The sequence below is a fragment of the Beijerinckiaceae bacterium genome, from assembly GCA_004564215.1.
Classification (GTDB): Bacteria; Pseudomonadota; Alphaproteobacteria; order Rhizobiales; family Beijerinckiaceae; genus Methylocapsa.
In genome coordinates this window covers 3,027,740-3,053,657 of record CP024846.1, presented here as the reverse complement: position 1 = coordinate 3,053,657, position 25,918 = coordinate 3,027,740, and the positions used below count along the sequence as shown (strand labels likewise).

General features: G+C 57.6%; 27 protein-coding genes, 2 tRNA genes and 1 pseudogene. 21 read left to right on the top strand and 9 right to left on the bottom strand.

The genetic code is table 11. The annotated features are described in order from the left end of the window. Nucleotides 1-203 precede the first annotated feature (203 nt). Nucleotides 204-500: a hypothetical protein gene (locus CU048_14645; GenBank protein ID QBR72309.1), complete on the top strand. Its 297-nt coding sequence runs from the start codon at nt 204-206 to the stop codon at nt 498-500. A 39-nt stretch (nt 501-539) separates the two neighbouring features. Here CU048_14645 and CU048_14640 read toward each other — a convergent pair. Next, nucleotides 540-613: transfer RNA gene (locus CU048_14640), tRNA-Cys, on the bottom strand. A gap of 186 nt (nt 614-799) precedes the next feature. Between CU048_14640 and CU048_14635 the strand changes: the two genes are divergently transcribed. The 3 genes and pseudogenes from CU048_14635 (at nt 800) to CU048_14625 (ending at nt 2,392) form a co-directional block, all read left to right on the top strand. Beyond that, nucleotides 800-875, top strand: a tRNA-Asn gene (locus tag CU048_14635). A 327-nt stretch (nt 876-1,202) separates the two neighbouring features. Continuing rightward, a pseudogene (locus CU048_14630) lies at nt 1,203-1,409 on the top strand (hypothetical protein). Nucleotides 1,410-2,029: 620 nt separating this feature from the next. Then, on the top strand, nt 2,030-2,392 hold the full coding sequence (locus CU048_14625; GenBank protein ID QBR72308.1) for a phasin: 363 nt from the start codon (nt 2,030-2,032) through the stop codon (nt 2,390-2,392). A gap of 236 nt (nt 2,393-2,628) precedes the next feature. On the opposite strand, the gene CU048_14620 is transcribed toward CU048_14625, so the two are convergent. Then, nucleotides 2,629-3,102: a hypothetical protein gene (locus tag CU048_14620; GenBank protein QBR72962.1), complete on the bottom strand. Its 474-nt coding sequence runs from the start codon at nt 3,100-3,102 to the stop codon at nt 2,629-2,631. Next, nucleotides 3,095-3,571 (bottom strand): MarR family transcriptional regulator, encoded by a 477-nt coding sequence (locus CU048_14615; GenBank protein QBR72307.1) that lies wholly within the window; start codon nt 3,569-3,571, stop codon nt 3,095-3,097. The genes CU048_14620 and CU048_14615 overlap by 8 nt, the downstream gene beginning before the upstream one ends. Nucleotides 3,572-3,728: 157 nt before the next feature. On the opposite strand from CU048_14615, the gene CU048_14610 reads away from it, so the two are divergent. From CU048_14610 to CU048_14585, 6 genes are all read left to right on the top strand, one after another. Continuing rightward, nucleotides 3,729-4,202, top strand: a complete 474-nt coding sequence (locus tag CU048_14610) for an osmotically inducible protein OsmC (protein ID QBR72306.1) — start codon at nt 3,729-3,731, stop codon at nt 4,200-4,202. A gap of 159 nt (nt 4,203-4,361) precedes the next feature. Beyond that, the gene (locus tag CU048_14605) at nt 4,362-5,051 is read left to right on the top strand and encodes a transcriptional regulator (GenBank protein ID QBR72305.1); all 690 of its coding nucleotides are present in this window, start codon (nt 4,362-4,364) and stop codon (nt 5,049-5,051) included. A 118-nt stretch (nt 5,052-5,169) separates the two neighbouring features. Next, nucleotides 5,170-6,327 carry a secretion protein HylD gene (locus tag CU048_14600; GenBank protein ID QBR72304.1) on the top strand — a complete coding sequence of 386 codons (1,158 nt, stop codon included), beginning with the start codon at nt 5,170-5,172 and terminating at the stop codon, nt 6,325-6,327. Next, entirely contained in the window at nt 6,308-9,052 is a 2,745-nt protein-coding gene (locus tag CU048_14595) for a multidrug ABC transporter ATP-binding protein (GenBank protein QBR72303.1), read from the top strand. The genes CU048_14600 and CU048_14595 overlap by 20 nt, the downstream gene beginning before the upstream one ends. A 12-nt stretch (nt 9,053-9,064) precedes the next feature. Beyond that, nucleotides 9,065-10,198 carry an ABC transporter permease gene (locus CU048_14590; GenBank protein QBR72302.1) on the top strand — a complete coding sequence of 378 codons (1,134 nt, stop codon included), beginning with the start codon at nt 9,065-9,067 and terminating at the stop codon, nt 10,196-10,198. A 111-nt stretch (nt 10,199-10,309) separates the two neighbouring features. Then, nucleotides 10,310-10,957, top strand: a complete 648-nt coding sequence (locus tag CU048_14585; protein QBR72301.1) for an ornithine aminotransferase — start codon at nt 10,310-10,312, stop codon at nt 10,955-10,957. Nucleotides 10,958-11,045: 88 nt separating this feature from the next. On the opposite strand, the gene CU048_14580 is transcribed toward CU048_14585, so the two are convergent. After that, entirely contained in the window at nt 11,046-11,348 is a 303-nt protein-coding gene (locus tag CU048_14580; protein QBR72961.1) for a hypothetical protein, read from the bottom strand. A 221-nt stretch (nt 11,349-11,569) separates the two neighbouring features. On the opposite strand from CU048_14580, the gene CU048_14575 reads away from it, so the two are divergent. Together CU048_14575 and CU048_14570 are read left to right on the top strand one after the other, a co-directional pair. Next, nucleotides 11,570-12,028 (top strand): heat-shock protein, encoded by a 459-nt coding sequence (locus CU048_14575; protein ID QBR72300.1) that lies wholly within the window; start codon nt 11,570-11,572, stop codon nt 12,026-12,028. A 65-nt stretch (nt 12,029-12,093) separates the two neighbouring features. Beyond that, nucleotides 12,094-12,558: a host attachment protein gene (locus CU048_14570; protein ID QBR72299.1), complete on the top strand. Its 465-nt coding sequence runs from the start codon at nt 12,094-12,096 to the stop codon at nt 12,556-12,558. Nucleotides 12,559-12,562: 4 nt separating this feature from the next. Here the strand turns inward: CU048_14570 and fixJ are convergent, their stop codons facing one another. Together fixJ and CU048_14560 are read right to left on the bottom strand one after the other, a co-directional pair. Continuing rightward, entirely contained in the window at nt 12,563-13,183 is a 621-nt protein-coding gene (gene fixJ / locus CU048_14565; protein ID QBR72298.1) for a DNA-binding response regulator, read from the bottom strand. Nucleotides 13,184-13,186: 3 nt separating this feature from the next. After that, nucleotides 13,187-14,674, bottom strand: coding sequence for a PAS domain-containing sensor histidine kinase (locus CU048_14560; protein ID QBR72297.1), 1,488 nt, complete (start codon nt 14,672-14,674; stop codon nt 13,187-13,189). Nucleotides 14,675-14,772: 98 nt separating this feature from the next. Between CU048_14560 and CU048_14555 the strand changes: the two genes are divergently transcribed. The 4 genes from CU048_14555 (at nt 14,773) to CU048_14540 (ending at nt 17,310) form a co-directional block, all read left to right on the top strand. After that, nucleotides 14,773-14,967, top strand: a complete 195-nt coding sequence (locus CU048_14555; protein ID QBR72296.1) for a hypothetical protein — start codon at nt 14,773-14,775, stop codon at nt 14,965-14,967. A 2-nt stretch (nt 14,968-14,969) separates the two neighbouring features. After that, nucleotides 14,970-15,383, top strand: a complete 414-nt coding sequence (locus tag CU048_14550; GenBank protein ID QBR72295.1) for a hypothetical protein — start codon at nt 14,970-14,972, stop codon at nt 15,381-15,383. A gap of 72 nt (nt 15,384-15,455) precedes the next feature. Further along, on the top strand, nt 15,456-16,265 hold the full coding sequence (locus CU048_14545; protein QBR72294.1) for a universal stress protein UspA: 810 nt from the start codon (nt 15,456-15,458) through the stop codon (nt 16,263-16,265). Nucleotides 16,266-16,314: 49 nt separating this feature from the next. Continuing rightward, the gene (locus CU048_14540) at nt 16,315-17,310 is read left to right on the top strand and encodes an alcohol dehydrogenase (protein ID QBR72293.1); all 996 of its coding nucleotides are present in this window, start codon (nt 16,315-16,317) and stop codon (nt 17,308-17,310) included. Here the strand turns inward: CU048_14540 and CU048_14535 are convergent. Next, the gene (locus CU048_14535) at nt 17,307-18,872 is read right to left on the bottom strand and encodes an aminoglycoside phosphotransferase (GenBank protein QBR72292.1); all 1,566 of its coding nucleotides are present in this window, start codon (nt 18,870-18,872) and stop codon (nt 17,307-17,309) included. The genes CU048_14540 and CU048_14535 overlap by 4 nt on opposite strands. Before the next feature lie 218 nt (nt 18,873-19,090). Between CU048_14535 and CU048_14530 the strand changes: the two genes are divergently transcribed. The 4 genes from CU048_14530 to CU048_14515 all read left to right on the top strand — a co-directional run bounded on the left by CU048_14530 (nt 19,091) and on the right by CU048_14515 (nt 24,176). Further along, on the top strand, nt 19,091-19,501 hold the full coding sequence (locus CU048_14530; protein ID QBR72291.1) for a hypothetical protein: 411 nt from the start codon (nt 19,091-19,093) through the stop codon (nt 19,499-19,501). Between the two features lie 385 nt (nt 19,502-19,886). Further along, nucleotides 19,887-21,548 carry a poly-beta-hydroxybutyrate polymerase gene (locus tag CU048_14525; GenBank protein ID QBR72960.1) on the top strand — a complete coding sequence of 554 codons (1,662 nt, stop codon included), beginning with the start codon at nt 19,887-19,889 and terminating at the stop codon, nt 21,546-21,548. 39 nt (nt 21,549-21,587) lie between these two features. Continuing rightward, a complete protein-coding gene (locus CU048_14520) occupies nt 21,588-22,988 on the top strand; it encodes an enoyl-CoA hydratase (protein ID QBR72959.1) in 1,401 nt (466 codons plus the stop codon). 3 nt (nt 22,989-22,991) lie between these two features. Further along, nucleotides 22,992-24,176, top strand: a complete 1,185-nt coding sequence (locus tag CU048_14515) for an acetate kinase (protein QBR72290.1) — start codon at nt 22,992-22,994, stop codon at nt 24,174-24,176. A gap of 63 nt (nt 24,177-24,239) precedes the next feature. On the opposite strand, the gene CU048_14510 is transcribed toward CU048_14515, so the two are convergent. After that, nucleotides 24,240-24,728 (bottom strand): hypothetical protein, encoded by a 489-nt coding sequence (locus tag CU048_14510; protein ID QBR72289.1) that lies wholly within the window; start codon nt 24,726-24,728, stop codon nt 24,240-24,242. Nucleotides 24,729-24,930: 202 nt separating this feature from the next. Further along, nucleotides 24,931-25,326 (bottom strand): hypothetical protein, encoded by a 396-nt coding sequence (locus CU048_14505; protein ID QBR72288.1) that lies wholly within the window; start codon nt 25,324-25,326, stop codon nt 24,931-24,933. Between the two features lie 118 nt (nt 25,327-25,444). Between CU048_14505 and CU048_14500 the strand changes: the two genes are divergently transcribed. Then, on the top strand, nt 25,445-25,837 hold the full coding sequence (locus CU048_14500) for a hypothetical protein (GenBank protein QBR72287.1): 393 nt from the start codon (nt 25,445-25,447) through the stop codon (nt 25,835-25,837). Nucleotides 25,838-25,918: the final 81 nt, after the last annotated feature.

The following is a 25,918-nucleotide window of genomic DNA, read 5'->3' as shown; positions in this document are numbered from 1 at the left end:
AACCGGTTAGAACGTTTCCGAACGGCGGTGCGAACGATTGGAAACCCCCACGGTTCCGCGCGCTCGGCGGTATGAGCGAGTTAGGTGTTACGGTCTCTCCCGCCTATTTTTCAGTGTGTTGCAAGATATTCTAAATGGCCTGATCAAATTGGCAAGGAAGCGTCCGGCCTTCGCCACTAGTGTGAGCCCCGTACGGAAACCGCATGGAAGCAACCCCATCGAACGATTGGAAACCTCGGATCAAAGTAAGCAAAGAGGCGAAAGCTATCGCAGGCCGCGCGGTAAAACTGGGCAGGGAGGCGCTGAGGTTTTCCGCCACCGCCAAATCCGAGCAGGGCACAGGTCGCGAATCTGCGCAATCTGCGGCCGCCCTATTGGCGTGCCTGGCTCAAAGCCGAATCCCGACGCCTTGTGCCGGCGACGTCATTTTGCAAAGAGTGACGCGCGGCCAGGATGCGTGCCTTGCGCAACGTTCAGTGTCATTGATCTTGGACTTTTAGGGCAACAAACCCTTACAAAACAATGGTCAAAGAACCCCGTGGAGGCCTCGCCCGGAATCGAACCGGGATTGAAGGATTTGCAGTCCTCTGCGTAACCATTCCGCCACGAGGCCCCCGCCGCAACGAGCCCGGGGGCCAGAGCGCCCCCGGCTATAACAAAGCTGCCGCATCCTCGCAAGAACCGGCTTGCGCTCCGTGGGCTTTGCCGTGGGGACAGAGCCAGGATGGGCCATCATTTGCGCTTTGCAAAGCTGCGGCGAGCTTGTTATATGCGCGTCGCCGCGAAAAAAGCCGCGTGATCCCTGATAGCTCAGCTGGTAGAGCAATCGACTGTTAATCGATCGGTCGCAGGTTCGAGTCCTGCTCAGGGAGCCAGCTGGCTCACATATCCCATTGATGCCACTGACTTATGATCGAGAGCATCGAGCGGTCCCTAAGCTCGGCCCCATTTTACGCGGCAACGCCGCCCCTTCAGTCCCAAAACGAGATGTGCCCTGCTGGCTTGCGCCGCGACAGCGGGCACCGAGGCCGGGTCATTTGCCAAGGCCAACCTTTGTTGGTCCTCCCCCGCCAGGCGGCAGCAGTTGCATCCCCAGGGTCGTCGGATCAGGAAGCTTGCGGTCAGTATCAATCAGTCCTTCCTCGGTTTTTAGAAATCCCTGTGCTAGATTTTCAAAAAAAACGGGAGGGATAAAGATGACTTTGAACAATAGGACTAAGCTCGGAATAGCCCTGGCGATTGTGGTTCTTGCGGTGCTCGTATCCATTTGGCTCTCCGTATTGCTGTTGGTGCTGGCCGGGTTCTTGATTGCGTGGGGTCAGGCACCGGAGCGGACGGAGGAAATCGTGGGGAACTTGCCCTACGGCAATCACTTGCTCAGAGGGTTGGCTCGAGTCGACGCGGTTCTCTGGCCCGGTCAGTTGAGGCAGACGGTTTGGGCCCAAGAGAAACAAGAGGATTTTGGACAAGGAGAATTGGTAAAAGAAGAATATTTCAGGGTCATTCTGCGCGGCTACACTCCTTTGGCGCGACGAGGCTTGCGCCAACTCAAGAGTACAGGCGACCCAAAGTCTGTCCTTGATGAGGAATGGGTGCAATACTTTCACGATGGACTTGTCGAAACGACATTTGCCGGCCGAGGTGGAATTCGACCGGAGCTGCAGGAAATGATCGGTCGATTACTGGACGAATTTAGCGACGGCCCTGAGGCGCTCCCGTAAGCGGGCACTATAAGTTCGATTGGTTAGCGCCACCGGCAGCTGTTGTTCCCAAATATTGACCCCCAGGACCGCTCGCTGCAATCGCGCCGCCGCGGTCCATTCTCTCTGAGACGTCCGACTCTACGCCGAACGCGAAATTCAAAGGCAAGATTGGCAAGGCGCCCCGGCCTGGCCTCCGGAAACATTTTGGCAGCCGTTGTGGCAGCAAAACCCCTCATCTATAATGGGATGGCTGCTAACAAGCGTGGACGTCGCTCTGGCCGGCTATTAATGTTCCACCGATGGCCTCGAATTAGGGAAGTGCTGACATGACAAAAAGCCCCTACGAAATCCCCGCCGAGATCCGTGATATGACGGCGAAAAGCGTCGAGGAAGCGCGCAAAGCCTTTGAAGGTTTTATCGAGGCGGCGCAGAAGGCAACCGCCCAGGCTGAAGGTACCGCAAATGCCCTGCAAACGAGCGCCAAGGAGGCGACCACAAAGGCTCTCAGCTTCACGGAAGCAAATGTGAAGGCCGCGTTCGACCACGCCCAAAAACTCATCCACGCGAAGGATCCGCAGGAATTCCTCGCTCATCAATCCGAATATGTGAAGAAGCAACTCGCCAGCATCGAGGAACATGCCAAGGAGATCGGCGCCGCCGTTCTCAAGAAAGTGACGCCAAACAAATAGGCGCAATTTCCTCCATAAAGCGCGACGGCTTCTACTCGATCTAGATCCATTCCGAGCGGAGGCGGTGGGAGATCCGCGCCTGGGTCAACTCGTTCGCGCGCGCCGGACCTAATCTAGGACAGGCGCGGGCGGCGAGTCGCCCCCGCCACGCAGTATTTCTAAAGTTGTCCTTCAAAGCCCGACCCAATGGCCACGGCGAGGCGCGGCTTCGCTTTCAGCGGGCTCAAAATCCAAACTCATTTTTCGCCGAGTTCCACGGGCTGCGCCGATTCGTGCCGGCTCAATCGTCCGGTCAGGTTTAAGCCGTCGCGAATGTTGAGCGACATGAGCATGAGGTTCACCGCGCCCGCCGTAAGCTCAACGGTCTGGACGATATAAAACGCGGTCCCAAACGCGCCATGCGACGCTAGGATTGCAAGATAGAGCGCGGCTGGAATCAGAATGAAGAGGCCATTGCCCGCAATGATGGGCATTCGGCGCTTCTTTCTCGCGATCAAAACATCGGTCGAGGCTCCGGCCATTCGGAAACCGGATGCGCCGGTGATCGCGAGCGCCGGAACAAGGATCAAGAAGCCCCACGGGATGGCTTGCTTGACGGCGACGACCATGTCCCTCGATCCGAACAGTTCAACCCCCACGGTCGAAGTCCAAAACGTGAGGATCATCAGAAAGCCGATAAGACCCGCGATCGGATGAACGCGCTTAAGCATCTGCATCTCCCTTTTCTCGGTCGTCTTCCAGGCGTTGTCGGATGGTGCGCAACGTCGCGGCGGCCGCTTCAATCTGCTTACCGCCGAGACCCTCCGCGAGACGGCTCGCCCAGGGGTCTTGGCGCTTCATGGCTGCTTCATAGGCCGACTGCCCCCGAGGGGTCCGACGCACCAGCTTGGCGCGCTGATGGTGGGGGTTCGTTTCGAAACACACGAGACCATCGCGTTCCATTTCGTTCACCAGGCGTTGGACGGCCTGACGGGTCAGTCCCATGTTGCGCGCGATGTGAGCGACGGGCAGCGGGACGGGAGACAGAGCCATGGCACCGAGGACCTGCCAGCGTGCGCTCGTCAAACCCACGTCCGCAACGAGGGCATCGCCAGCTGCAAGGAGACGACCGTTCAGGCGGAACGTCTCCAAAATAAGCTCTGTGAGGACGTCTACTTTACCCATGCTATATATTGTCATTTAGACATTATGTTGTCAATTGTACGGAAATCCGCGAAAAGGGCATTTCAAGCCGGCTTCGGTTATTGGTTGTCCTGTCATCTGCCACGTTCATGATGAGTCCCAGGCAGAGTCGAAGCAGCAGGGATTGGAAACAGTAAGGATTGGAGGACGTCTCATGTCCGAACACAAAGTCAGCATTCGGTGGGCACGCAACGGCTCGGACTTCGGCTATAAAAGCTACCCGCGCGATCACGTCTGGCGGTTCGACAATGGCGTCGAGGTACCGGCTTCGGCGGCTCCCGCCTATCTGGGCAATCCCGAGCGGGTCGATCCCGAAGCGGCATTTGTCGCCGCCTTGTCGAGCTGCCACATGCTGACGTTTCTCGCCGTGGCCTCGCACAAGGGTTTTGTGGTCGACAGCTATGAAGACAATGCCGTGGGCCGACTGGAGAAAAACGAGGACGGGCGGCTCGCCATCACTTTCGTCGAGCTGCATCCCAATATTGTCTATGGGGGCGCCAACCAGCCGACGCAGGCCGACATCGACTGGCTGCATGAAAAGGCGCACCACGAATGCTTTATCGCCAATTCGGTGACGACCAAGATCAGTATCGGCGCGGCGAAATCGCCTAACCCAAGTGCGGCTTAATACCGCGGCCGTCTTGATTCAGGCTTTATCAGCAAATCAATAATTTACGGACGGCCCACACGCGCCCGGCGACCTCCGGGATTCTACGTAGGGGATCGACCCAAATGGCTGTTTCGATCGATTGGTGGCTAGGCTCCAGCAACAAAAAAGGAGACGCCAATGCTTGATCACCCGACCCCGACGATATTAGAGCAACCGATCATCGATTGGCGGGATTTCGCCCCCTGCACGACTGTTCCGCTTTTTGCTTGCGCCCCCGAAGTTTTGGGAACCAGCTTCAATTATGGCCGCGACGAAGAGATCTACGGCGAGGGGGAGGACACCGAGTTTATTTACAAGGTCGTTTCGGGAGCCGTACGCACCTATAAAATCATGCGCGACGGACGCCGGCAGATCGGCGGATTTCATCTCCCCGGCGACTTCTTCGGCCTTGAAACAGACAACCGGCATCATCTGACCGCCGAGTCGATCACCCAGAGCAAGGTTTTGCTCTTCACCCGCCGCCAGGTCGAAAGTCTGGTCCATCGCAATATCGATGCCGCGCGCGAGCTTTGGCTGATGACGGCCCAGCATTTGCGCCACGCTGAAAATCATATGCTGCTTCTCGGCCGGAAGACGGCGCTGGAGCGGCTGGCGGCCTTTTTGATCGAGATGGATGCGCGACATGGCAACACCGGGCTGATCGAGCTGCCCATGTTACGCCGCGATATCGCCGATTATCTCGGCCTCACTTTGGAGACGGTGTCGCGCAGCTTCTCCGAGCTTCAAAGTCAGCGCGCGGTGGAGCTTGACGGAGCGCGCCATGTCGCTTTGCGCAAGCGCGCCATGCTAGAGGAGATGGGCGCCTAGACGCTTGATGTGATCAAGCCGGTTGAGCAAACTCTCTTTGTGTGTTGAAATTGGTAAGGCATGGACCGAAGCGTATCCGCCAAGGAAAACCGCAAGGTCGAGGCCCAGCCGGGACGACATGACCGGATTTGACCCCGAGCAACCTGAAAGCCTGCCGCAGCAGGCGGCGGACCACGATTGGCAGGCCGACCCGCTGCCGCCGGCCATGGCTTTGGTTCCGGTTCGCGAAACTCTGCCCGTTCCCATCAGCGATCAAACCGACCTCGGAAAGCCGAAAAAGAAAATCATTCTGCGCCTTTTGCTTGTTCTGGCCCTGGCTGGTGGAGCCGCGGCAGGCGGTTTTGTTTACTGGCGCTCGCATCTATCGCCTGTGCCGCCAGGGATTGCTTGGAGCAATGGACGAATCGAGGCCGATGAAATCGATATCAGCACAAAATTTGCCGGGCGTATTGCAGAGCTGTTTGTTGACGAAGGCGATTTGGTGACGGCCGGCCAAACCGTCGCGCGCATGGATACAAGAGATCTCGAGGCCTCGCTGAGAAAGGCGAGTTCGCAAGTCCTTCAATTTCGGCAGAGCCTCGAGGAAGCCCAAGCCAACGTCACTTCGCGCGAAACTTCCGTCACGCTGGCAAAGGCAGAGTTTGAAAGGGCCAATACGCTTCTCAAACGTGGATTCACGACACGGGAGAATTACGACCAGCGTCTGCAAGCCCTCGATGGCGCCAACGCGGCTCTGGCCGCGGCGACGGCAAGGGTCGGCCAGGCCGAACATGCCCTCCATGCCGCGCAGAATGATGTCGAGCTTTACCAGGTCAATATCGCAGACAATACACTTGTCGCACCACGCGCAGGGCGCATTCAATATCGCATCGCCAATGTCGGCGAGGTTTTGCCGGCGGGTGGAAAAGTCTTCACCCTTCTCGACGCCGCCTATGTCTATATGAATATCTATCTGCCAACGGCCGATGCGGGCCGCACCCGGGTTGGATCGGAGGCGCGCATTGTGCTCGACGCCTATCCGAACTTCGCCATCCCGGCTCATGTGTCCTTTGTTGCGGAGCAGGCACAATTCACTCCCAAGACCGTTGAAACCAAAAGCGAGCGTGACAAGCTTATGTTTCGAGTAAAGGTGCGGGTCGATGCGGATTTTCTGCGCCGGCACGCCGCCGATGTCAGTTCCGGACTGCCTGGTCTTGCCTATGTGCGGCTTGATCCGAATGTGGATTGGCCGGCCAGGCTCAAAGGTCCAGCATCCGATGATCAACATCGGCAATAGTGTCGGAGAGCTTCGTTGCGTCTCGCTGCGCTACGGCTCGACGATTGCGCTCGACCGGATCGATTTGCGGATTCCGGCCGGGCGAATGAGCGGTATCATCGGCCCCGATGGGGTGGGAAAATCCTCGCTGCTGAGCCTGATCGCCGGCGCGCGCCGCATACAAACCGGAAGCGTCGTGGTCCTCGACGGCGATTTGGCGGACCCCTCGCATCGCGCCGCCGTCTGCCCGCGAATTGCCTACATGCCGCAAGGACTGGGTAAGAATCTTTACCCGGATCTCAGCGTACGGGAAAATATTGACTTCTTCGGTCGGTTGTTCGGCCAGAGCGGCACCGAGCGCGAACAATGGGTGAAAGAACTCCTTCGGAGTACCGGACTCGAACCCTTTCAGAGCCGTCCGGCGAAGGCGCTTTCCGGCGGCATGAAGCAGAAACTCGGGCTTTGTTGCGCCCTGATTCATGATCCGGATCTGTTGATCCTGGATGAGCCGACGACGGGCGTCGATCCGCTCTCGCGGCGGCAATTTTGGGATTTGATTGCGCGGCTGCACCGACGCCGCCCCTGGATGAGCATCCTGGTCGCCACAGCCTACATGGAGGAAGCCGAGCGTTTCGACTGGCTCGTCGTGATGGATGCCGGACGCATACTTGCCACGGACACACCGAAGAACCTGAAGGCAACGACGGGATCGAACACTTTGGAGGAAACATTCGTCGCTCTATTGCCTGAAGCACGCAGGCGTGGGCAAAAGCAGGTCAAGGCGGCGCCGCGACTCAGCGAGAATGAAGATATCGTCATCCTGACGCACGGCCTAACCCGCCGCTTTGGCAACTTCACCGCCGTCGACCATGTCAATTTTTCCATCAAGCGCGGCGAAATCTTCGGCTTCTTAGGGTCGAATGGCTGCGGCAAAACCACCACAATGAAAATGCTGACCGGACTTTTGCCCGCGACCTCGGGGGACGCCTGGTTGTTTGGCAAGCGGGCAGACGCGTCCGATCTCCAGTCCCGCACGCGGGTCGGCTATATGTCGCAATCGTTTTCGCTCTACACCGAGCTGACGGTTCAGCAAAATCTTACCCTTCACGCCCGTTTGTTCGACATTGCCCACGCCAAGGCGCGAATCCACGAACTCGTGCAGCAATTCGAGCTCAACGCCTATCTGGATCAGCACGCGTCCGATCTACCGCTCGGCATTCGGCAGCGTCTCTCGCTTGCCGTCGCGATCGTGCATCAGCCCGAACTCCTCATCCTGGACGAACCCACCTCGGGGGTCGATCCGATCGCTCGCGACCAATTCTGGTCCTTGCTTTTCGATCTCTCCCGCAACCAAGGCGTGACGATCTTCATCTCGACGCATTTCATGAATGAGGCGGAGCGCTGTGATCGGATTGCGCTGATGGATGCCGGCCGGGTCCTCGCCATGGGCGCGCCCCTGGCGCTCGTCAAGCAACGCAAGGCCGCCAATCTGGAAGAAGCCTTTATTGGTTTTCTCGAAGAGGCCGCAACGGCGCGCGGACAAAATCACGCGGCTGAGCCTGCACGAGATTTTGCCGTGAGCCACGCTGGCGACACGGCTCAAGCTGCCGTGCGGCGATGGTTCAGCTGGCGCCGCCTCTTCGCCTACACGATTCGCGAGAGTCTCGAATTAATTCGCGACCCGATTAGGCTCGGATTTGCCTTGTTTGGCACCGTCTTTTTGATGGGCATCTTCGGAACCGGCATATCGACCGACGTGGATAATCTGACATTCGCCGTTCTCGACCGGGACAATACGACCGAAAGCCGCGCCTATCTCGAAGAACTGCGAGGATCACGCTATTTTCTGGAGCGGCCGCCGCTTCAAAATCAGGCGGAATTGGAGCGGCGTCTGCAATCGGGAGACATAAAGGCAGGGGTCGAAATCCCCCCGCGTTTCGGGCAAGACATAAAAAAAGGTCTGCCCGTCGTAATCGGAGCCTGGATCGACGGCGCCATGCCGTTTCGCGCCGAAACGATCCGGGGCTATCTGCAAGGCGTCCACCAGCAGGCTCTTGTTGATCTCGCGCAGCGGAACGGCCAGTCGGCGGTCGCCGTCCAGCCCGCGACCATTGAAGTCCGGTTTCGTTACAATCAGGACTTCGACAGTGTCTATGCCATCGTTCCCGGGACCATGGCTCTTTTGCTCGCCCTCATTCCGGCCATTCTCATGGCTCTTGCCATCGTCCGGGAAAAGGAGCTCGGCTCGATTACCAATCTTTATGTGACGCCAGTCACCCGGATCGAATTCCTCCTTGGCAAGCAAGTGCCCTATGTCCTCACGGCGATGGTGAATTTTGCGCTGCTTTGTCTGCTCGCGATTTTTTTCTTCGGCGTGCCCTTGAAGGGCAGCTTCCCGACTCTTTTGTTGGGCACCTTGATTTACGTGATTGCGACAACAGGATTTGGGATGTTGATTTCTGCGTTTTGCCGAACCCAGATCGCGGCTCTGTTCGGGACCGCAATTCTCACCGTTCTCCCGGCAACCCAATTCTCCGGGATGCTCGCCCCGGTGTCGTCCCTGTCCGGCCTGCCTGCCCTGATGGGCCGCAGTTTCCCGATGACCTACTATTTAAAAATCAGCGTTGGCACATTCACCAAAGCGCTTGGATTCTGGGATTTGGGTTCCAGCTTCGTCGCTTTGTTGATTTTCATTCCCGTTCTTACCGTCTTCAGCGTCGCACTTTTACGGAAACAAGAATCCTGAGGCCGAGGCAACATGCGAAAACTTCGCAACATTTTTTGGCTTGGAACGAAAGAGCTCCGCAGTTTCTTTCATGACTTTGTCCTGCTCGGCCTTGTCATTTACTCGTTTTCCGTAGCCGTCTACGCCCAGGCTCGCAGCAGCGCGCAAGAAGTCCACAATGCCTCGGTCGGTTTCGTCGATGACGATCACTCGATGCTTTCGCGCCAACTCATCACGGCGATCCTGCCGCCGCTGTTCAACAAGCCCGTTGCGATCCTCAATCAAGACATCGACCATGCAATGGATATTGCCGCCTACACTTTTGTGGTCGTCATCCCTCCCCATTTTCAGCGCGATGTCTTGGCGGGACGCACCCCGGCCTTGCAAATCAACGTCGATGCGACCGCGATGGCTCAAGCAGGATTGGGCGCCGGCTATCTTCAGCAGATTTTTACAACGGAAATAAATAATTACGTTTCCCGCACCTCCGAGACAAAAACTGCTCCAAGGTCCTCGGTCAACCTGGATGTGCGCGTTGCCTTTAATCCAAATGTGACGACCGGCTGGTTCATGAGCGTGATGGGTATCATCAACAATGTGACCATGCTCGCGATCATACTTGCCGGGGCCGCGGTGGTCCGCGAGCGCGAGCATGGGACGATGGACCATTTGCTGGTCATGCCGCTCACGGCTTTTGAAATCGCGATGTCGAAGATCTGGGCAAATGGGCTGGTCATTACCGGCGCCGTCGGACTTTCGCTGACGATCGTTGTGCGTTACCTTCTAGGGGTGCCGATCGCAGGGTCGATTCCGCTGTTTATGTGCGGGGTCGCCCTCTATTTGTTTTTCGCAACCGCGGTCGGACTGTTCCTCGCCACCGTCGCGCGCTCAATGCCGCAGCTGGGCCTGCTCTATCTTTTGGTGGCGATGCCCATGAACCTGCTATCTGGGACCAATACGCCGCTGGAGAGCATGCCACAGGCGCTGCGGTTGGTGATGCAAGCCTCGCCCTCTACCCATTTCGTTTCCTTCGCGCAGGCCATCCTTTATCGAGGCGCTGGCTTCACGGTGGTATGGCCGCAATATCTTGCCGTCGCCCTTATAGGAGGCCTATTTCTTGCGCTTGCCCTGCTCCGATTCCGCACGAACGTTGTTCAAACGATATAACCGCGCCATTGGCCGACTTGACGCATATCAACCAGGGTTCTTGGATCGGCAGCTATACTGCCTGGGCAGAAGATCAATCCCCGCCACGGATCACATCAAAGGAGACCCGAAATGGAGGACAGGATTCTACGTCAATTCATTATTGACGAGCTCGATTTCGAACCGAGCATTGACGCGGCCAATATTGGCGTCGCGGTCGAAAATGGGGTCGTCACGCTCACGGGACACGTCGGAAGTTACGTCCAAAAGATCGCAGCCGAACACGCCGTCCAGCGCATCAAAGGCGTCAAGGCGATCGCTGAGGAGATCGAGGTGCGCTATCCGGAGCAGAAAAAGCGCTCCGACGACGAGATCGCACAGCGCGCCGTCAGCATTCTGAGTTGGAGCGTGCAGGTTCCGCCAGACAGCATCCATCTCACGGTTCAAAAGGGTTGGGTCACCCTTACCGGTACCGTGGAATGGCAATTCCAAAAGCTCGCGGCCCAATCCGCTGTTCGCAGACTTTCCGGAATCATCGGGGTGACCAATCTCATCGAGGTCAAACCGCATGTGGCGGCGGCCGACATTCACCGGAAGATCATGGATTCATTACATCGAAATGCCGAAGTGGAAGCAGAGTCCATTCGTGTGATTGTCGACAATGACAAGGTAACGCTCGAAGGCAAGGTCAAGGCTTGGTACGAACGCAAGCTCGCCGAGCGCGCGGCATGGTCCGCTCCGGGCGTCAAGGCGGTCGAAGACCGGCTGACCCTCGGCTGAGAAGCGCAGGTGCATCAGAACGGCAAATGCGGGACGGCGATTCGACGTCGACCGCATTTCGTCCTGAGCGACAGGCCTTGCGGAATTCCTATTCCGCCGCCTTATGACGCGGCTTCTCCAGCGTCTTTAAATAGGCAATCAGATTGTTGACCTGATCGGGATCGAAACGAAACACCGGCATCGTGGGGTGGCCGACAAGAATCCCTTCTGCCAGAGACTCCTGCAGATCTTCCACATTGTAGCGTTTATGCAATTCTCGGAACGGAGGCGCGATCGCAAGGGGGCTCGCGTCGAACGGCCCAATCGCATGACATTTTCCGCACCATTCCTGCGCCAGTCTGCGGCCGGCACCAGCATTGCCGCCTTCGGCGTTGGCTTGCGCAGCCAGCAGAGAGAAAAATGACACCGCAACGACAAAGCGAATTGAATGGAGCATGGTCAACCGAGCCGGAATGGAGGGCGAAAACGGTGAGTTGGTGCCAGCTGGCACCCCTACAATAAAACGCATATAGCAGTTTACGTGGTTGATTGACATCAATGCAGCAAAACTATCAACATGGTTGATTCGATTTCATGCCGGCTCCAAGTCGTGCGGCAGATGGAGATCGAACAATGTCATTCAATCCACCCCTCTTCGGCAAGCGTACGCCAAGCTCCGATCCGTTCGCCCAGATCCAAGGCGAGATTGATCGGCTTTTCGACGATTTCGGGCGCGGCTTCTATCAGAATCGCTCTGGCGATCTCGTGCCGCGCATTGACGTAACCGAGACCGAGAGTGCAATCGAAGTCTCGGCTGAGCTTCCGGGCCTCGAACAAAAGGATGTCCAGATCGATTTTACGGATGATCTGCTCACCATAAAGGGCGAAAAGAAATCTGAAAAAGAAGAGAAAGGGAAGGATCGGCATATTACGGAACGGCGCTATGGTTCATTTTACCGGGCGATCCGACTTCCCCCGGGGACCGATCCTGCTAAAATTGAAGCCAGCATCGCCAATGGCGTTCTCACGGTCAAGGCACCTAAGCCCGCGCCGAGCGTAACGAAGAAGATCGAGATCAAGCCAGCTGGTTGAGTTCCGGGCGGATACATCGCGCCGCCGGCGATGCATCCGCTTTTTTTGACGATGGAGAAGCAAGAATGACTAAAACGAAAATCGGAGCCGGCGACTGGATCATCGTGTCGGATGGCCGCAAGGCACTCCTGCTTGAAAATGAAGGCGATGAGGTTTTTCCCAATCTGAAAACGCGAGAAGTCCGTGAACACGAAGATGCCCCAAATCGCGATTTGAACAGTGATAAACCGGGACGGGTCCGCCAATCGGCGGCGAGTTTCCGCAGTTCGGTCGAACAGACTGACCGCCATCAGGAAGAAGAAGAAAAATTTATCGTTGGCCTGACCACCAGGCTGAACGAGTTGGTTTCCAATGGCACGACAAAACATCTGATTGTCGTCGCCCCCGCGCGCGTGCTCGGCTTGATCAGGAAAAATTGTTCGGCACCGGTGAAATCAGCAATCCATGCTGAGTTCGGCCATGATCTGACGCATTTGCCGGTCTATGAAATCGAACAACATCTGGTGAAGGAAATGGCCCGCGGGGGATAATCGATCATCGGGAGTCAGCCGGCAAGGCGCCCGCCTTGATCGCGAAACGCACCAATTCGGAAATGCTGCCGGCCTGCATCTTGGTCATCAGCTTGGCGCGATAAACCTCGACCGTGCGCGGGCTGAGGTCAAATTCTCGGGCAATCTCTTTGTTGGTCTGGCCGCTGATAAGTCCTTGGAGAACTTGCGACTCGCGCTGGCTCAGCGAAGCCACCCGGGACGCGAGCTCTTCATCGCAGTTGCCGCACGTCGCTGTAGCTGCGTCGAACGTCGACCGTACCACCGCGACCATGGCATCGCCATCGAACGGCTTTTCCAGAAAATCCGTGGCGCCCAGTTTCATGGCCTTGACGGCGAGGGGCACGTCGCCGTGTCCGGTCATGACGATCACCGGAATATTATGTCCGGCTTGACGAAGTTTGCAGAGAAGCTCGATCCCGTCCAACGGCTGCATGCGGATATCGGTGACCACACAGCCACTGGTCAACGACGGGGGAGTTGCGAGGAAGGCCTCGGCCGAGTCGAAGAGTTGAACCGAGAAACCCGCGGAATCGAGCAAGAACTGAAGCGAGTCGCGCAGCGCCGCATCGTCGTCGATGACGTATACGATATCGTTGGAGTTCACCCCTCACTCCTCGTTGACAGCCGGAATCGTGAACCGGAATATTGTACCCCCCACGGGGTTTGCCTCCATCCAGAGAAGACCACCATGGGCCTCGATGATCGCCTTGCTGATCGAGAGGCCGACGCCCATGCCGGCTTTTTTGGTCGTCACAAACGGTTCGAAAAGCTTCGGCAGAAACTCTTCAGAAACGCCGTGACCGGTATCGGATATCATGATTTCCACCATCGAGTCTGCCGTGAGCGTCGCCTCAACGTTTAGCTCACGCTGAGGCGACTCCTGCATGGCTTCCAGCGCATTGCGCAGCAGATTGACGAGAACCTGCTGAATTTGCACGGCATCGACAAGGACGCAGTCAACGCCCGGGGCAATCTGAAACCGCACCATGACGCCCAACTCGCGGGAGCCCACGAGGGCGAGAGCGCTTGTTTCCTCAAGGAGCCGCGCGATGCGCACAATGGTTTTGTCACTCTCCCGGCGCGTGACGAAATCGCGAAGCCGGCGGATGATTTCTCCGGCCCGCATCGCCTGATGCGCGGCCTTGTCGAGTGCATCACGAATCGTGGCCGCGCGTGGATCTGGACTATCGAGGAGCAGGCGCTGCGATCCTTTGATGTAATTGTTGATGGCGGCGAGCGGCTGGTTCAACTCATGCGCGAGACTGGAAGCCATCTCTCCCAGCGCGCTGAGTCTTGAAACGTGGAAAAGGTCCGTTTGTAGTTCCTGTAGCTTGGCCTGCGTTTCCTGCCGTTCCGTAAGATCGCGAATAAAGCCGGTAAAATGCCGGCGATCACCGTCACGCATTTCGCCAACCGAGAGATGCATGGGAAATGTCGAGCCATCCTTGCGCCGGCCGGTGACCACGCGTCCGCGACCGATGATGTGCGCTTCACCGGTCTTTTTGTAGCGCTCGATGAAACCATCATGGCGGCTGCGATCAGGCTCGGGGATCAGGATTTTTACGTTTTGGCCGATCGCCTCGCCTCCGGAATATTCAAACAGCCGTTCTGCGGCAACGCTGAAGGATTGCATGACTCCGTCCTCGTCGATGACGATCATGGCGTCCGGTACAGTGTCGAGGATCGACTGAAGATGTTGCTTGTGGGAACGCAGCTCCTGTTCGGTCCGCTTCCGCTGGTCGATGTCAACGACGACGCCGCTCATCATCCTCGGAAAGCTTTTCCGATCCGGCAAAAACTGGCCTCGGGCGCGCAACCATTGCGTGATATCTTTGGTGTGAACAACTCGGTATTCGACGTCGAGAACGCCGCTCGAAATGGCAGCGGAGACGGCAGCCTCAATGCGTTCGCGATCATCTTCGTGCAGAAGATCCTTGAAATCTTGATGCTTTAGCTCTTGGCGATTTTCATCGCCGTGCAAGCGGGCACAGATTTTGGAGCAGGTGATGACATCGCGATCGAGGTCCCAGTCCCATGTTCCGATCCCCGCCGCATCGGTCGCAAACCTTACACGATCCGTATCATCAAGCTGCACAGTAACAACGTCTCCCCGGCGATTTAGGGTTGATACCGCAGTCTTGCGGTTGGAGTCACTCTGCCAAATAATCGAGCCAAGCGGGACTGTGTAGAATTATGACGTGCAAGACTCTGTTTGCGCAGTTGATTGAGATCAACATAGTGTGTCACTACCATGGTACAATTAACATCCAAAAAAGCTTCGCGAGAAAAGCCCATTTCAAACAACCCTTCGCGCTTGGGGCCGACGTCTACCGAACTGTAGTTCAAGGCCATAGCGTTTACACAGTGAGAGATAGTCAAGAGGGATAAGAATGAAACAATTTGATCCAATCGCGAAGCTTGCATGGGCAGAACTTCCGGTTTCTTTTCGACGCATACGCTTGGAGTTGGCGCGCGAAAAAGGTCACCCGGAAGGCAGCGCTTCGATCGGATATATTCTTGTTGCGCCCATCGATCCACTGGGCCGGATTGATGTCGATGTCTGGCGCCAATTTCACGAATTCTGTCGCGTGGTTCGTTTTCGCCCCGGCGAAGCAGATGAAATCGGCCATCTCGTCCGCAAGCCAGGCGGAGCCTGGGCATTTCGCTACGACGTTGTGGGTGGTCACGAGGACGAGACCGGATACCATTTCAGTACCGATCGGTTCGTCATTGGCGATTATGTCTCTATTCGCGAGGACAAGAACCTGCATACGTTTCAAGTTGCCTCGATCGAGCCGATCTGATCGCGGTGCTATCGGTAAAGTTGGGTAGGACATGCATCGAAATTTGGCTAAGCAGCACGCGGCGGAGTCTCCATGTCCTACTCAAGTTTGATGGTTTATTACGACCTGAACGTCGACAATAGCCTTCTCCTCAATACCGCAGCGGATCTCGCGGAGCGCTTTCAAGCCCGACTGATCGGGATTGCCGCGCAGGCAGAGACTGTCCCCTTATATTTCGCAGAAGGTTACGCAGCGGCAAATATCGAGGAGCAGGAAAGGTCCAATATTCAAAACCGCCTGCAACGGGCCGAGCGAGCCTTTCGCGATGCTTTCAAACTCCGCTCCGTAAAAATCGATTGGCGGTGTGGGATCGATGCCCCTGCATCCTTCGTTGCCAACGAGTGCCGGGCGGCCGATCTCGTCGTCCTCGGGGAGAGCCGAAACGAAGCGACGCTCAATCCAGGCGATCTGGTGATGCGCGCGGGACGCCCCCTGCTGATCGTCCCCGGAGCGGTGGAAGCGCTAAAAGCCGAGCGAATCCTGATTGCCTGGAAAGACACCCGCGAAGCGCGCCGAGCGGTTCTTGATGCCCTGCCCCTGTTGCAGCTTTGCCAAAAAGCGATCGTCGCAGAGATCGACGAGGATCAGGATGCCGCGGCCGCGAACCGACGCGTCCAGGATGTTGTCGGATGGCTGATCGGTCATGGCGTGAATGCTTCAGGCCGGAGTGCGCCTTTACAGATTGATGCAGCCGCGCAAATCGACGCGCTGGCGCGCGACGAGGGCGTTGATCTCGTTGTGGCAGGCGCCTATGGTCGCGGCAAATTCAGCGAATGGATTTTTGGCGGCGTGACTCGCAGTCTCTTGCACCAGACGTCACGTTGTCATTTCCTTTCGCATTGATCACGGCCCGGCGCCTGATTGACCCCCTAGCGCTGCTGGAGAGCCGGTAATGTTCGGCATGGTCCTGCATGAAATCGGCGCCCCTCTGGTCTTGGAGGAAATGCCAGATCCCATTCCGGGCCCCGGAGAAGTTCGGGTTCGCGTGCATGCGTGCGGTGTCTGCCGAACCGATCTCCATGTCGTCGATGGCGAGCTGCCGGATCTGTCGCTTCCGATTATTCCCGGACATGAAATCGTCGGACGGATCGACGCGCTCGGCTCTCAAGTCGAGGGCTTTGAGATCGGTGCGAGAGTCGGCATTCCCTGGCTAGGGGCCACCTGTGGCGTTTGCCCCTATTGCGTGAGTAAGAGGGAAAATCTTTGCGATCGGCCCGTCTTCACCGGCTATTCCCGAAACGGCGGCTATGCGACTCATGCCATCGCCGATGCACGTTACACCTTCCGCCTCGGCGAAAAATGTAGCGACGCGTCGCTCGCGCCTCTACTCTGCGCCGGCTTGATCGGCTGGCGTTCACTGTGTTTTACGGGCGAGGCCAAGACGCTCGGTCTTTATGGTTTTGGTGCGGCCGCCCACATCATCGTTCAGGTCGCGCGCAAACAGGGGCGACGCGTTTTTGCCTTCACCCGGCCCGGCGACACGACTGCACAAGCCTTTGCTTTGCGGCTTGGCGCGGAATGGGCGGGAGGCTCCGATGAAAAGCCGCCCGAGCCGCTTGATGCCGCGATTATTTATGCGCCTGTTGGAGAACTTGTGCCGATCGCGCTCGCATCCATGCGCAAGGGCAGCATTGTCGTATGCGCGGGAATTCACATGAGCGACATCCCGGGGTTCCCCTATCGTCTGCTTTGGCAGGAACGCCGGATCGTCTCTGTCGCCAATCTCACGCGCCAGGATGGCATTGATTTCCTGACTTTTGCCGCGCAAGAAGGGATCGACACCTGGACCACAACCTATCCGCTCGAAATGGCAAATACCGCACTGGCGGATTTACGCGCCGGACGGCTGGAAGGCGCGGCGGTGCTGTTACCGCCTTCTGTGGATTAAGAGGTCTCACGGATTGCAGCTGTGGCACGGTCGACCAATCGGTCGAGCGGACCCGAAGCCTCGATGACTTGCCAGCCCATCGGTCCGATCGGCTCCAGGGCCTGAGCCTCCACAACCTCGCCTGTCGCGTCCGACGCATCCCTCTTGCGGTTGGCTACGCGGTCCTTGAGGACCTTGACCGGAGCTTCAAGCCAAAGGCCGGTGAAATGGGCGTCGAACCGATTTGCGACGTCCTCGACTGCCAACCGCTCGTCAAGGCGCAAATGCACCGCATCGATCGCGACGCTCTGGCCGGATCCTAATGCGAGGGCGGCCAAATCCCGGAGGCGTTGATAGGTCTTAAAAGTGTGTTCCGCGCGATATGCCTCGCTCGGCAAGCGATCTAATTCATGGACCTGAAACAACCGCTTGCGCTCAACATCGCTGCGCAGATGCACGGCGCCGGGCGCGCGCCCAATCGAAGCCGCCAGCTGAGTAGCCAACGAACTCTTGCCAGTGCCGGACAGGCCACCGATGGCGACGAGCTCAAGACGCTCGGGCGCGAGAAACGCACAGGCGGCCTTGAAATAGCGACGCGCCTCGGAGGCATTCTCTTCAGGATTCCCAGGCTGCAGAATGATCACCTTGGCGCGAATGGCCGCGCGCAACGACAGGAACAGAGGGACGAGCGCGAGGCCTTGCAGCTGGCCTTCTCGTTCATCGCAAATCTGCAAATATCGGTTCAACAGCAGATTGGCGTGACGGTGCAGGTCACGGGTCCAGAGATCCATGAGCAGAAAAGCAAGATCGTACAGCACGTCGCAGGTCGCAATCGTATCGTCGAATTCAATGGCGTCGAACAAGACCGGCTGCTTCTCAATCAGAACTATGTTGCGCAGATGCAGATCGCCATGGCACCGCCGGACTTGACCTTGTCTTTCGCGGTCCATGAGCAAGGGCTGCAGGCCGGAGAAGGATTGCCGCATCGCGCGGCGAAGGGCCACCAGATCTGCTGCTGCAAAAACATCGAGGGCGGCTTCAAGGGAAGTTAGAGTTTCCTCAATGTGCCGTTGCAATGCTGCCGTCGACTCTTTTTCACTGACGATCGGCGCGCGCCGATGCGAGGCGGCGACCACATTTGCAAGTTCATGAATAATTTCGAGACCAATTTCATTGCGGGCGACCAGACGGTCCAATGTCCGAGTCTCGTCGAACCTGCGCATATGAACGGCCCATTCGACGATCGCCCCATGACCGAAGCTCAGCCTGGAACGATCTTTGGAAATCGGCACCACGCCGAGGTAAAGATCGGGAGCATTTTCCTTGTTGACAGCCAGCTCGTTCTCGCACGCGAGACGGCGCTTTTCGAGCGTGGAGAAATCCATGAACGGAAGCCGAACGGCTCGCTTGACTTTGTAGGCGTCAGCTCCTGCGAGGAACACCGCGGCGCCATGCGTATCGATCCGAGTCACAGGTTCGTGCAATCCATGCGTCGCGGGGTCGCTAAGGAAGGCAAAGACTTCGCTTTGATCGGTAACGGCTTGCTGCTCCACGTCGTGCCACCTCAAGCGCGCTCCTTGCATAGAGCGGTTTGACCGAATGGATGCGGTCAAACTCAACGCGCGGGAGCGGAAGAAAGCCCTTCGCAGCTTAGCAAAGTTCCGCGTCAGACCCAAGCCAAAGCTTGGTTGACTGCCTACAATGGCTGGCCTGCATGCGGATCGAATGACATGGATCAATGCGGAAAATCCTCGATGTGGCGAAAATAAATACCAGACCATCATCGTCGCCCGAGATTTGAATGGCAGATTCAGTTCCCGACTTTTTGCCTCTCTGCCACACATCGGAGTCGGCCAAGGTCGTACTTGTGGACGACGACCTTGCGGTTCTGGGTTCGCTGCGGTTCTTTTTGGAATTGGAAGGATTCGACGTCATAGCGTTTGAAAGCGCAAAGGCCCTTCTTTCGCAGCCGGCCCTGCCCAGCCGAGGTTGCTTTGTCATCGATTATTGCATGCCTTTAATGAATGGCTTGGAACTGCTCACGCAGCTGCGCGCGCGTCGATCCACCCTCCCCGCCATCCTCATTACCGGGCAAACCGACCGATCGATCGACCAGCGGGCGGCACGCGCGGGGGTGCTGCAGGTATTACGCAAGCCGCAACTGAACGATGGACTCGTCAAATATATCCAGGAAGCGCTTTCGATATATTAGGATCTTCCGCAATTTGGCGTAAGCTTGGACATGTTTTTGCGACTTTGCTGTTATAAGCGGACTAATCGCCAGATTTTTGTCCCTTCGTGGCCTATCGTGATGAACGTTTCATCACAAAATTTTGGCGCAGATCCTGCGAAATCGCAGATGTTATCTCCCCGTCATATAGATCCTCTTTAAAAAAGCTGGCTTACATCTTTGGTACTCGGTCAAACGCGGCACGGCCACACCGCCTTTGACGAAGAATTTCTTGAAGGCCTGGATTTTGGCAATGAACCAAGAAGTGGTTGGACGGACGCGGCCACAACCGAAACTCGGGGGCGTCCCAAAAAGCGCCAGTCAAGACAAGGATGGCGCGGCTTTCGATCTAGCCAGTCTCGATCGGATGCTGCATGCGGCACAAGGGCGGATAACTTTCGGTCTTTCGCCGCTTGCCCAGGGACTGGCCTTTCTGGATTGGGCCGCGCATGCCGGCAATGCTCCCTTCGCATGTCTCGGCCTTGCGCAGACGGCGATGCGTCAATGGCAGCGGCTTTTCGCGGCAGCCGCTGATGGCCCGGCGATCGTTCCGCCGCTGGGGGATCATCGGTTTCAGGATCCCGCGTGGCAAGAGCGTCCGTTCAATCTCATGCATCAGTCTTTTCTTCTCGCCGAGGAATGGTGGGCGGAGGCTTCAACCGCTTTTCCCGGAGTCAGCCGGTCAAATCAAAGGATCCTTTCCTTTACGATTCGGCAGCTGGTCGACATCTATTCTCCCTCCAACATTCCTTGGCTCAATCCGGAAGTTCTCGAGGCGACGATTGCCAAGGGTGGGCGTAATTTTCTGACCGGATCGGCGCATCTCCTCACCGACCTCCAGGAAGTTCTGGGTGGGCGTCCTTGCGGACCGGAAGAATTTCGGGTCGGCCGGGACGTGGCCGCGACGCCCGGCAAGGTTACGCTGCGCAATGAATTGATCGAGCTCATCCAATACGAGCCCATTTCGCCCCGTGTGAAGCGCGAGCCGATCCTGATTATTCCGGCCTGGATCATGAAATATTATATTCTCGATCTCTCGCCGCATAATTCCCTGATCCGATATTTGGTCTCTCAAGGCCACACTGTTTTCACGATCTCCTGGCGCAACCCGGGCTCGGACCTCGCGAATACCAGCATGGACGATTACCGCGTCAAGGGTGTCATGGCTGCGCTCGACGCGATCACCGACATCTGCGGCGGGGCCAGGATCCATGCCTGTGGCTATTGCCTCGGGGGCACCCTGCTTGCCATCGCCGCCGCCACGATGGCCCGCGACGGCGACGACCGGCTGGCGAGCGTCTCCCTCTTCTGCGCTCAGACCGATTTTAACGAGGCCGGCGAACTCCAGCTGTTCATCACCGAGGATCAAATCGCCTTTCTCACGGACGTCATGTCCACCAAGGGCTATCTCGACAAACGGCAGATGGCCGGCGCATTCCAGTTCTTGCGCTCCAACGACCTGATCTGGTCTCGCCTCATCAAGACCTATCTCCTGGGCGAGCGGGAACATCCCAATGATCTGATGGCCTGGAATGCGGACGGAACGCGGCTGCCGGCGCGCATGCAGGGGGACTATTTGAACCGCCTGTTCTTGGAGGACGAGCTAGCTGAGGGCCATTTCCTGGTTGAAGGCCGGCCGATCGCGCTCAGCGATGTTCACGTGCCTCTGTTCGTTGTTGCCACCGAGACGGATCATATTGCACCCTGGCGCTCGGTTTATAAGATTCATCTGCTGAATGGCGCCGACCTCACCTTCATCCTGACTTCGGGGGGCCACAACGCGGGCGTGGTGAACGAGCCGAACCATCCGCATCGGCACTTCCGCCTCGGACGCCGGCCGCCGGGCGCCCTTTACCTCGGACCGGACGAATGGCTGGCGCTGACCGCGGTCCAAAACGGATCCTGGTGGCCGTCCTTTGCCGAATGGCTCGACGCGCGCTGCGCCGAATCCGTCGATCCGCCGCCGTTAGGCTCCAAGAATTATCCGCCGCTCATGAATGCGCCGGGCAGCTATGTCTTGGAAGATTGAGGAGAACCTGGAATGAGCGGTTCTCTTGCCACCGAAGCCATGATTGAAAATCGCACCTTCGATGAAATCGAAGTCGGCGAGCATGCCAGCGTTTCGCGGATGGTGACCCAACAGGATATCGATCTGTTCGCCGTGATTTCCGGCGACGTCAACCCCGCGCATATGGATCCGGCCTATGCCAAGACCGACATGTTCCATAAGGTCATCGCCCATGGCATGCTCGGCGCCGGATTGATCTCGAACGTGCTTGGCACAAAACTCCCCGGACCGGGAACGATCTATCTCTCCCAGGACCTGCGGTTCGTTTATCCGGTGTCTATCGGAGATACGATCACGGCGACATTGACGGTCACGCACAAACATGCCGACAAGAATGAACTGACATTCGATTGCCGCTGCGCCAACCAGGACGGCCGCGAGGTGATCACCGGCACCGCCCACGTGCGGGCGCCGAGGGAAAAAATCCGCCGGCCACGGGTGGAACTGCCGGACGTTCAGCTGAGCCGGCATGAAAGCCTCCGCGCGATTCTGGTTCGCGCAGCGGGTCAGACCCCGATGTCGACGGCGATCGTGCATCCCTGCGACGCTCATTCCGTGAGCACGGCCGCGGAAGCCGCGCGCGCCGGCCTGATCGCGCCCATCCTCGTCGGGCCCAAGGCCAGGATTCAAAAGGCGGCCGAGGCGGCCCATGTCGATATCTCCAAGTTCCGCTTGGTCGAAGCGCCGCATAGTGAGGCGGCAGCCATCCAAGCCGTGGCCCTGGTGCGTTCGGGCGAAGCGGAACTTCTGATGAAGGGCTCCTTGCATACGGACGAACTGCTGCATGCGGTTCTGTCCGGCGACACCGGGCTTCGGACCGGACGCCGGCTCAGCCATGTCTATCTCATGGATGTGCCGAGCTATCCACGTCCGCTGTTGATTACCGATGCGGCGATCAACATCGCGCCGGACCTCGAACAGAAACGGGATATCGTCCAGAACGCCATCGATATGGCCCATGTTATGGGCATTGCCACACCGAGGGTGGCCTTGCTTTCGGCGATCGAGACCGTCAATCCAAAACTTCGCTCGACGCTGGACGCGGCGGCGCTTTGCAAAATGGCTGAACGCGGCCAGATCACGGGCGGCTTGCTTGACGGACCGCTAGCCTTCGACAATGCGGTCAGCCCCCAGGCCGCCGCCGACAAGAACATTATTTCGCCGGTCGCCGGACAGGCGGACATATTGGTTGTGCCGGATCTCGAAGCTGGTAATATTTTGGCCAAGCAGCTGACGTTCCTGGCGGGGGCCGATGCTGCCGGCGTCGTCTTGGGTGCGCGGGTTCCGATCATCCTGACCAGCCGCGCCGACACCGAGCGGACGCGCCTTGCTTCCTGTGCCGTTGCTGTGCTGCTTGCCCGTGGTGAGCCCCCGCGCCCGCCAAAAGCGGTTGGAGATTGAGCTTTGCCGGACGCCGTGTTGACGCTCAATGCCGGTTCATCCAGCATCAAATTCGCTCTATTTGAAATCGATGCAGGCTCGGATCTGCGCCTCACGGCCCATGGCGAGGTGGAAAGCGTTGAGTCCGCCCCGCACTTCATCGCGAAGGACCCTTCCGGCGAGAGGCTCGCCGAACAGCGTTGGCCGAACCAGTCTTACGAAGCCTTGCTTGCAGAAGTTCTGGATTGGATGGAGGCGCATTTGGGCGGTGACCGGCTCGTTGGCATCGGTCATCGCGTCGTTCATGGCGGCCCCGATCATTATTTGCCGACCCGGGTGACGAAGGCTCTGTTGGCGGCGCTTGATCAGCTCACGCCGCTTGCGCTTCTGCATCAGCCGCATAATCTCGCCGCCATCCGCGCGATCGCCGCGGTCCGCCCGAACCTGCCGCAAATCGCCTGTTTCGACACGGCCTTTCACCATTCCATGGCGCCGGTCGCGACAAGGTTCGCGCTGCCTCGCGAATATGAAGATGCCGGTATCCGCCGCTATGGATTTCACGGCCTTTCATACGAATACATTGCCAAACAGCTGCAAACAATTGCGCCTGACCTGGCCAGCGGCCGCGTTATCGTCGCCCATCTCGGCAATGGGGCGAGCTTGTGCGCGATGTACGACGGCCGCAGCGTCGATACCACGATGGGATTTACCGTTCTCGATGGGCTGGTGATGGGCACGCGCTGCGGCGCGCTCGATCCCGGCGTGATCTTGTATCTCGAACAGCAACGCGGCCTATCCCCGCAAGCGGTGGAAGATTTATTATACCGGCACTCCGGCTTGCTGGGAGTTTCGGGCGGCATTTCGAGCGATATGCGGACGCTGCTTGCCAGTCAGGATGCCCGAGCCGAAGAGGCCATCGACCTCTTCGTATACCGCATCGCAAGAGAAATCGGCGCGCTGGCAACTTCGCTTGAAGGTTTGGATGGGCTTGTCTTTACGGCGGGGATCGGCGCGAACGCGCCCGAAATCCGCGCCAGAGTCTGCCATCGCCTCGGCTGGCTCGGGGTCGTGCTCGACACCCATGCCAATGCCTACAATACGCCCCTGATCAGCACCCCGGAAAGCAAGGTCGAAATCCGCGTGATTCAGACCGATGAGGAAATCATGATCGCGCGCCATGTGCTGGAGGTGCTGCAATTGGCGGCTTGAGGCGGCCAATTGCGATAATTTGGACGAATGTCCACCCTCCGGGGGGGATCCTCTGGTGTCGTATTATGACGAGCTCCAAGGCATAATCGGCACGGTGCTGATGGCGTTGGCTGGCGAACCGTTGATGATCTTGGAGCTGATGGCGAGATAAACAAGCGTGTTATGCTTCTTATCCAAGACCCTATAGATGCGCGTTGCCTTGAAGAAGATACTCGTCTTTTCGCTGAACACCTGCTCATTGTCCTCTAATTTGGACATGTCGACGCTGATCGGTCCCGTTTGACGGCAGGCGACGGAGAAATTCGACGGGTCCTCGTTGAGCCCGAACGGCTGTCCCCATCCGCCCTTGCGCGCTTGAGAAATGTGGCAGGTGACGCCCTGGACCTTCGGATCCTCAAAATCCGTGACACACACCTTGTCGTTGGGCGAGAGCAAATTGAACGTCGTGCTGATGCAGCTCAAATCATCGGCCCGTGCAACAGCCGATGTTGCAACGAAGACGATCGTCGCCATAAATAACAGCTTCACTTCTGACCTCCATGTGTAGAACATCTGGTACGCCTTCGTTCCATTCCTGCCGCGAGGGGTTCATTGATACAAGTTGGATTGGCAATGCTTCAGCTCGACTAAAAGTTCCTTTACACCGTTGACAGCACAGTCTCGTGAACCTTGAACAGCCGCAAGGAACAGGCGATGGCAGTGAGACTCCGCCCTTGCTGCTGTCGGTTCTACTTTCCGGCTGCGCCTCCCCTACTTAATATTGAGCCGGGCAATCGACAAACAGTTTGCATTTTATCCGCGCTCGGTTGGGCGACAGGCTGACATCGAGTTCCCGGCCCGAAGGCAGATCGCACGCAAATTGCCACGTCCCTTTGCTGAAACTCCGGCAGATCGAACGATTGTTCCCAGCCGGTTCGGCAGGCGCGCGGAAAGGAGAAGGCCGCGCTACGGAAATCTCCAACTGGCGCCCAAACGGCATATCGCAAACGAGGTCGGCCGGACGAAAAACGCCTCGATAGCTGCTGCAGGCGTCGTTGATGAACCAACCCGCGAGAAAAACCGCGGCGAGACAAAGACCAATTGTAACGATCAGATTTTTCAGGATAAGTACCCAGGCATTAGCTTGGCTATATAGGACGAACCCTTGCACGGCTCAAGAAAAACCGGCTGCGGGGCAAGTTGAGCCGTTGCCTATTTCGCCAACGCGCTCATATGTCTCTTGGACCATTTAATCTTGTTCAAAACCTCGCCAGTGACATGAGGCGGCAATGATGAATCCGCAAGATCTACCGCAAGCAAATCAGGAGGCGCGCGATTCCTACTTGCGGAACCGCTGGGAATCGCTCTCGAACAAGCTCTCTGCCCTGCCGGTCGCCGAATGGAAGGGAGAAATTCTTGAACTCCACAAGCACATGGGGAATTGGTTCGCGGAAAGGAAGTTTGATGCCTTCAAGACAGCGCCCTCAAACCCCTCCCCTCAAATAATTCTGCAATATCGACACGAACTTATCGAGCTTACCAAATCCATTCCTGCGATCAACGTCCACCTAGACCGGTATGATCCCGCGTTCGACGCGCAATGCGTCGCCGTGATGATACGGGCTTTCGAGACCCGCACGGATGAATTGATCGCAGCCAAGAACGCTCATGCCAAACCGTAGGATAAGCGAACGTGAAAAAATATCATATTCTCGAAATTACCGTTGTCATCCTTTTCATCGCTGTTGCTTTCACGATTTACA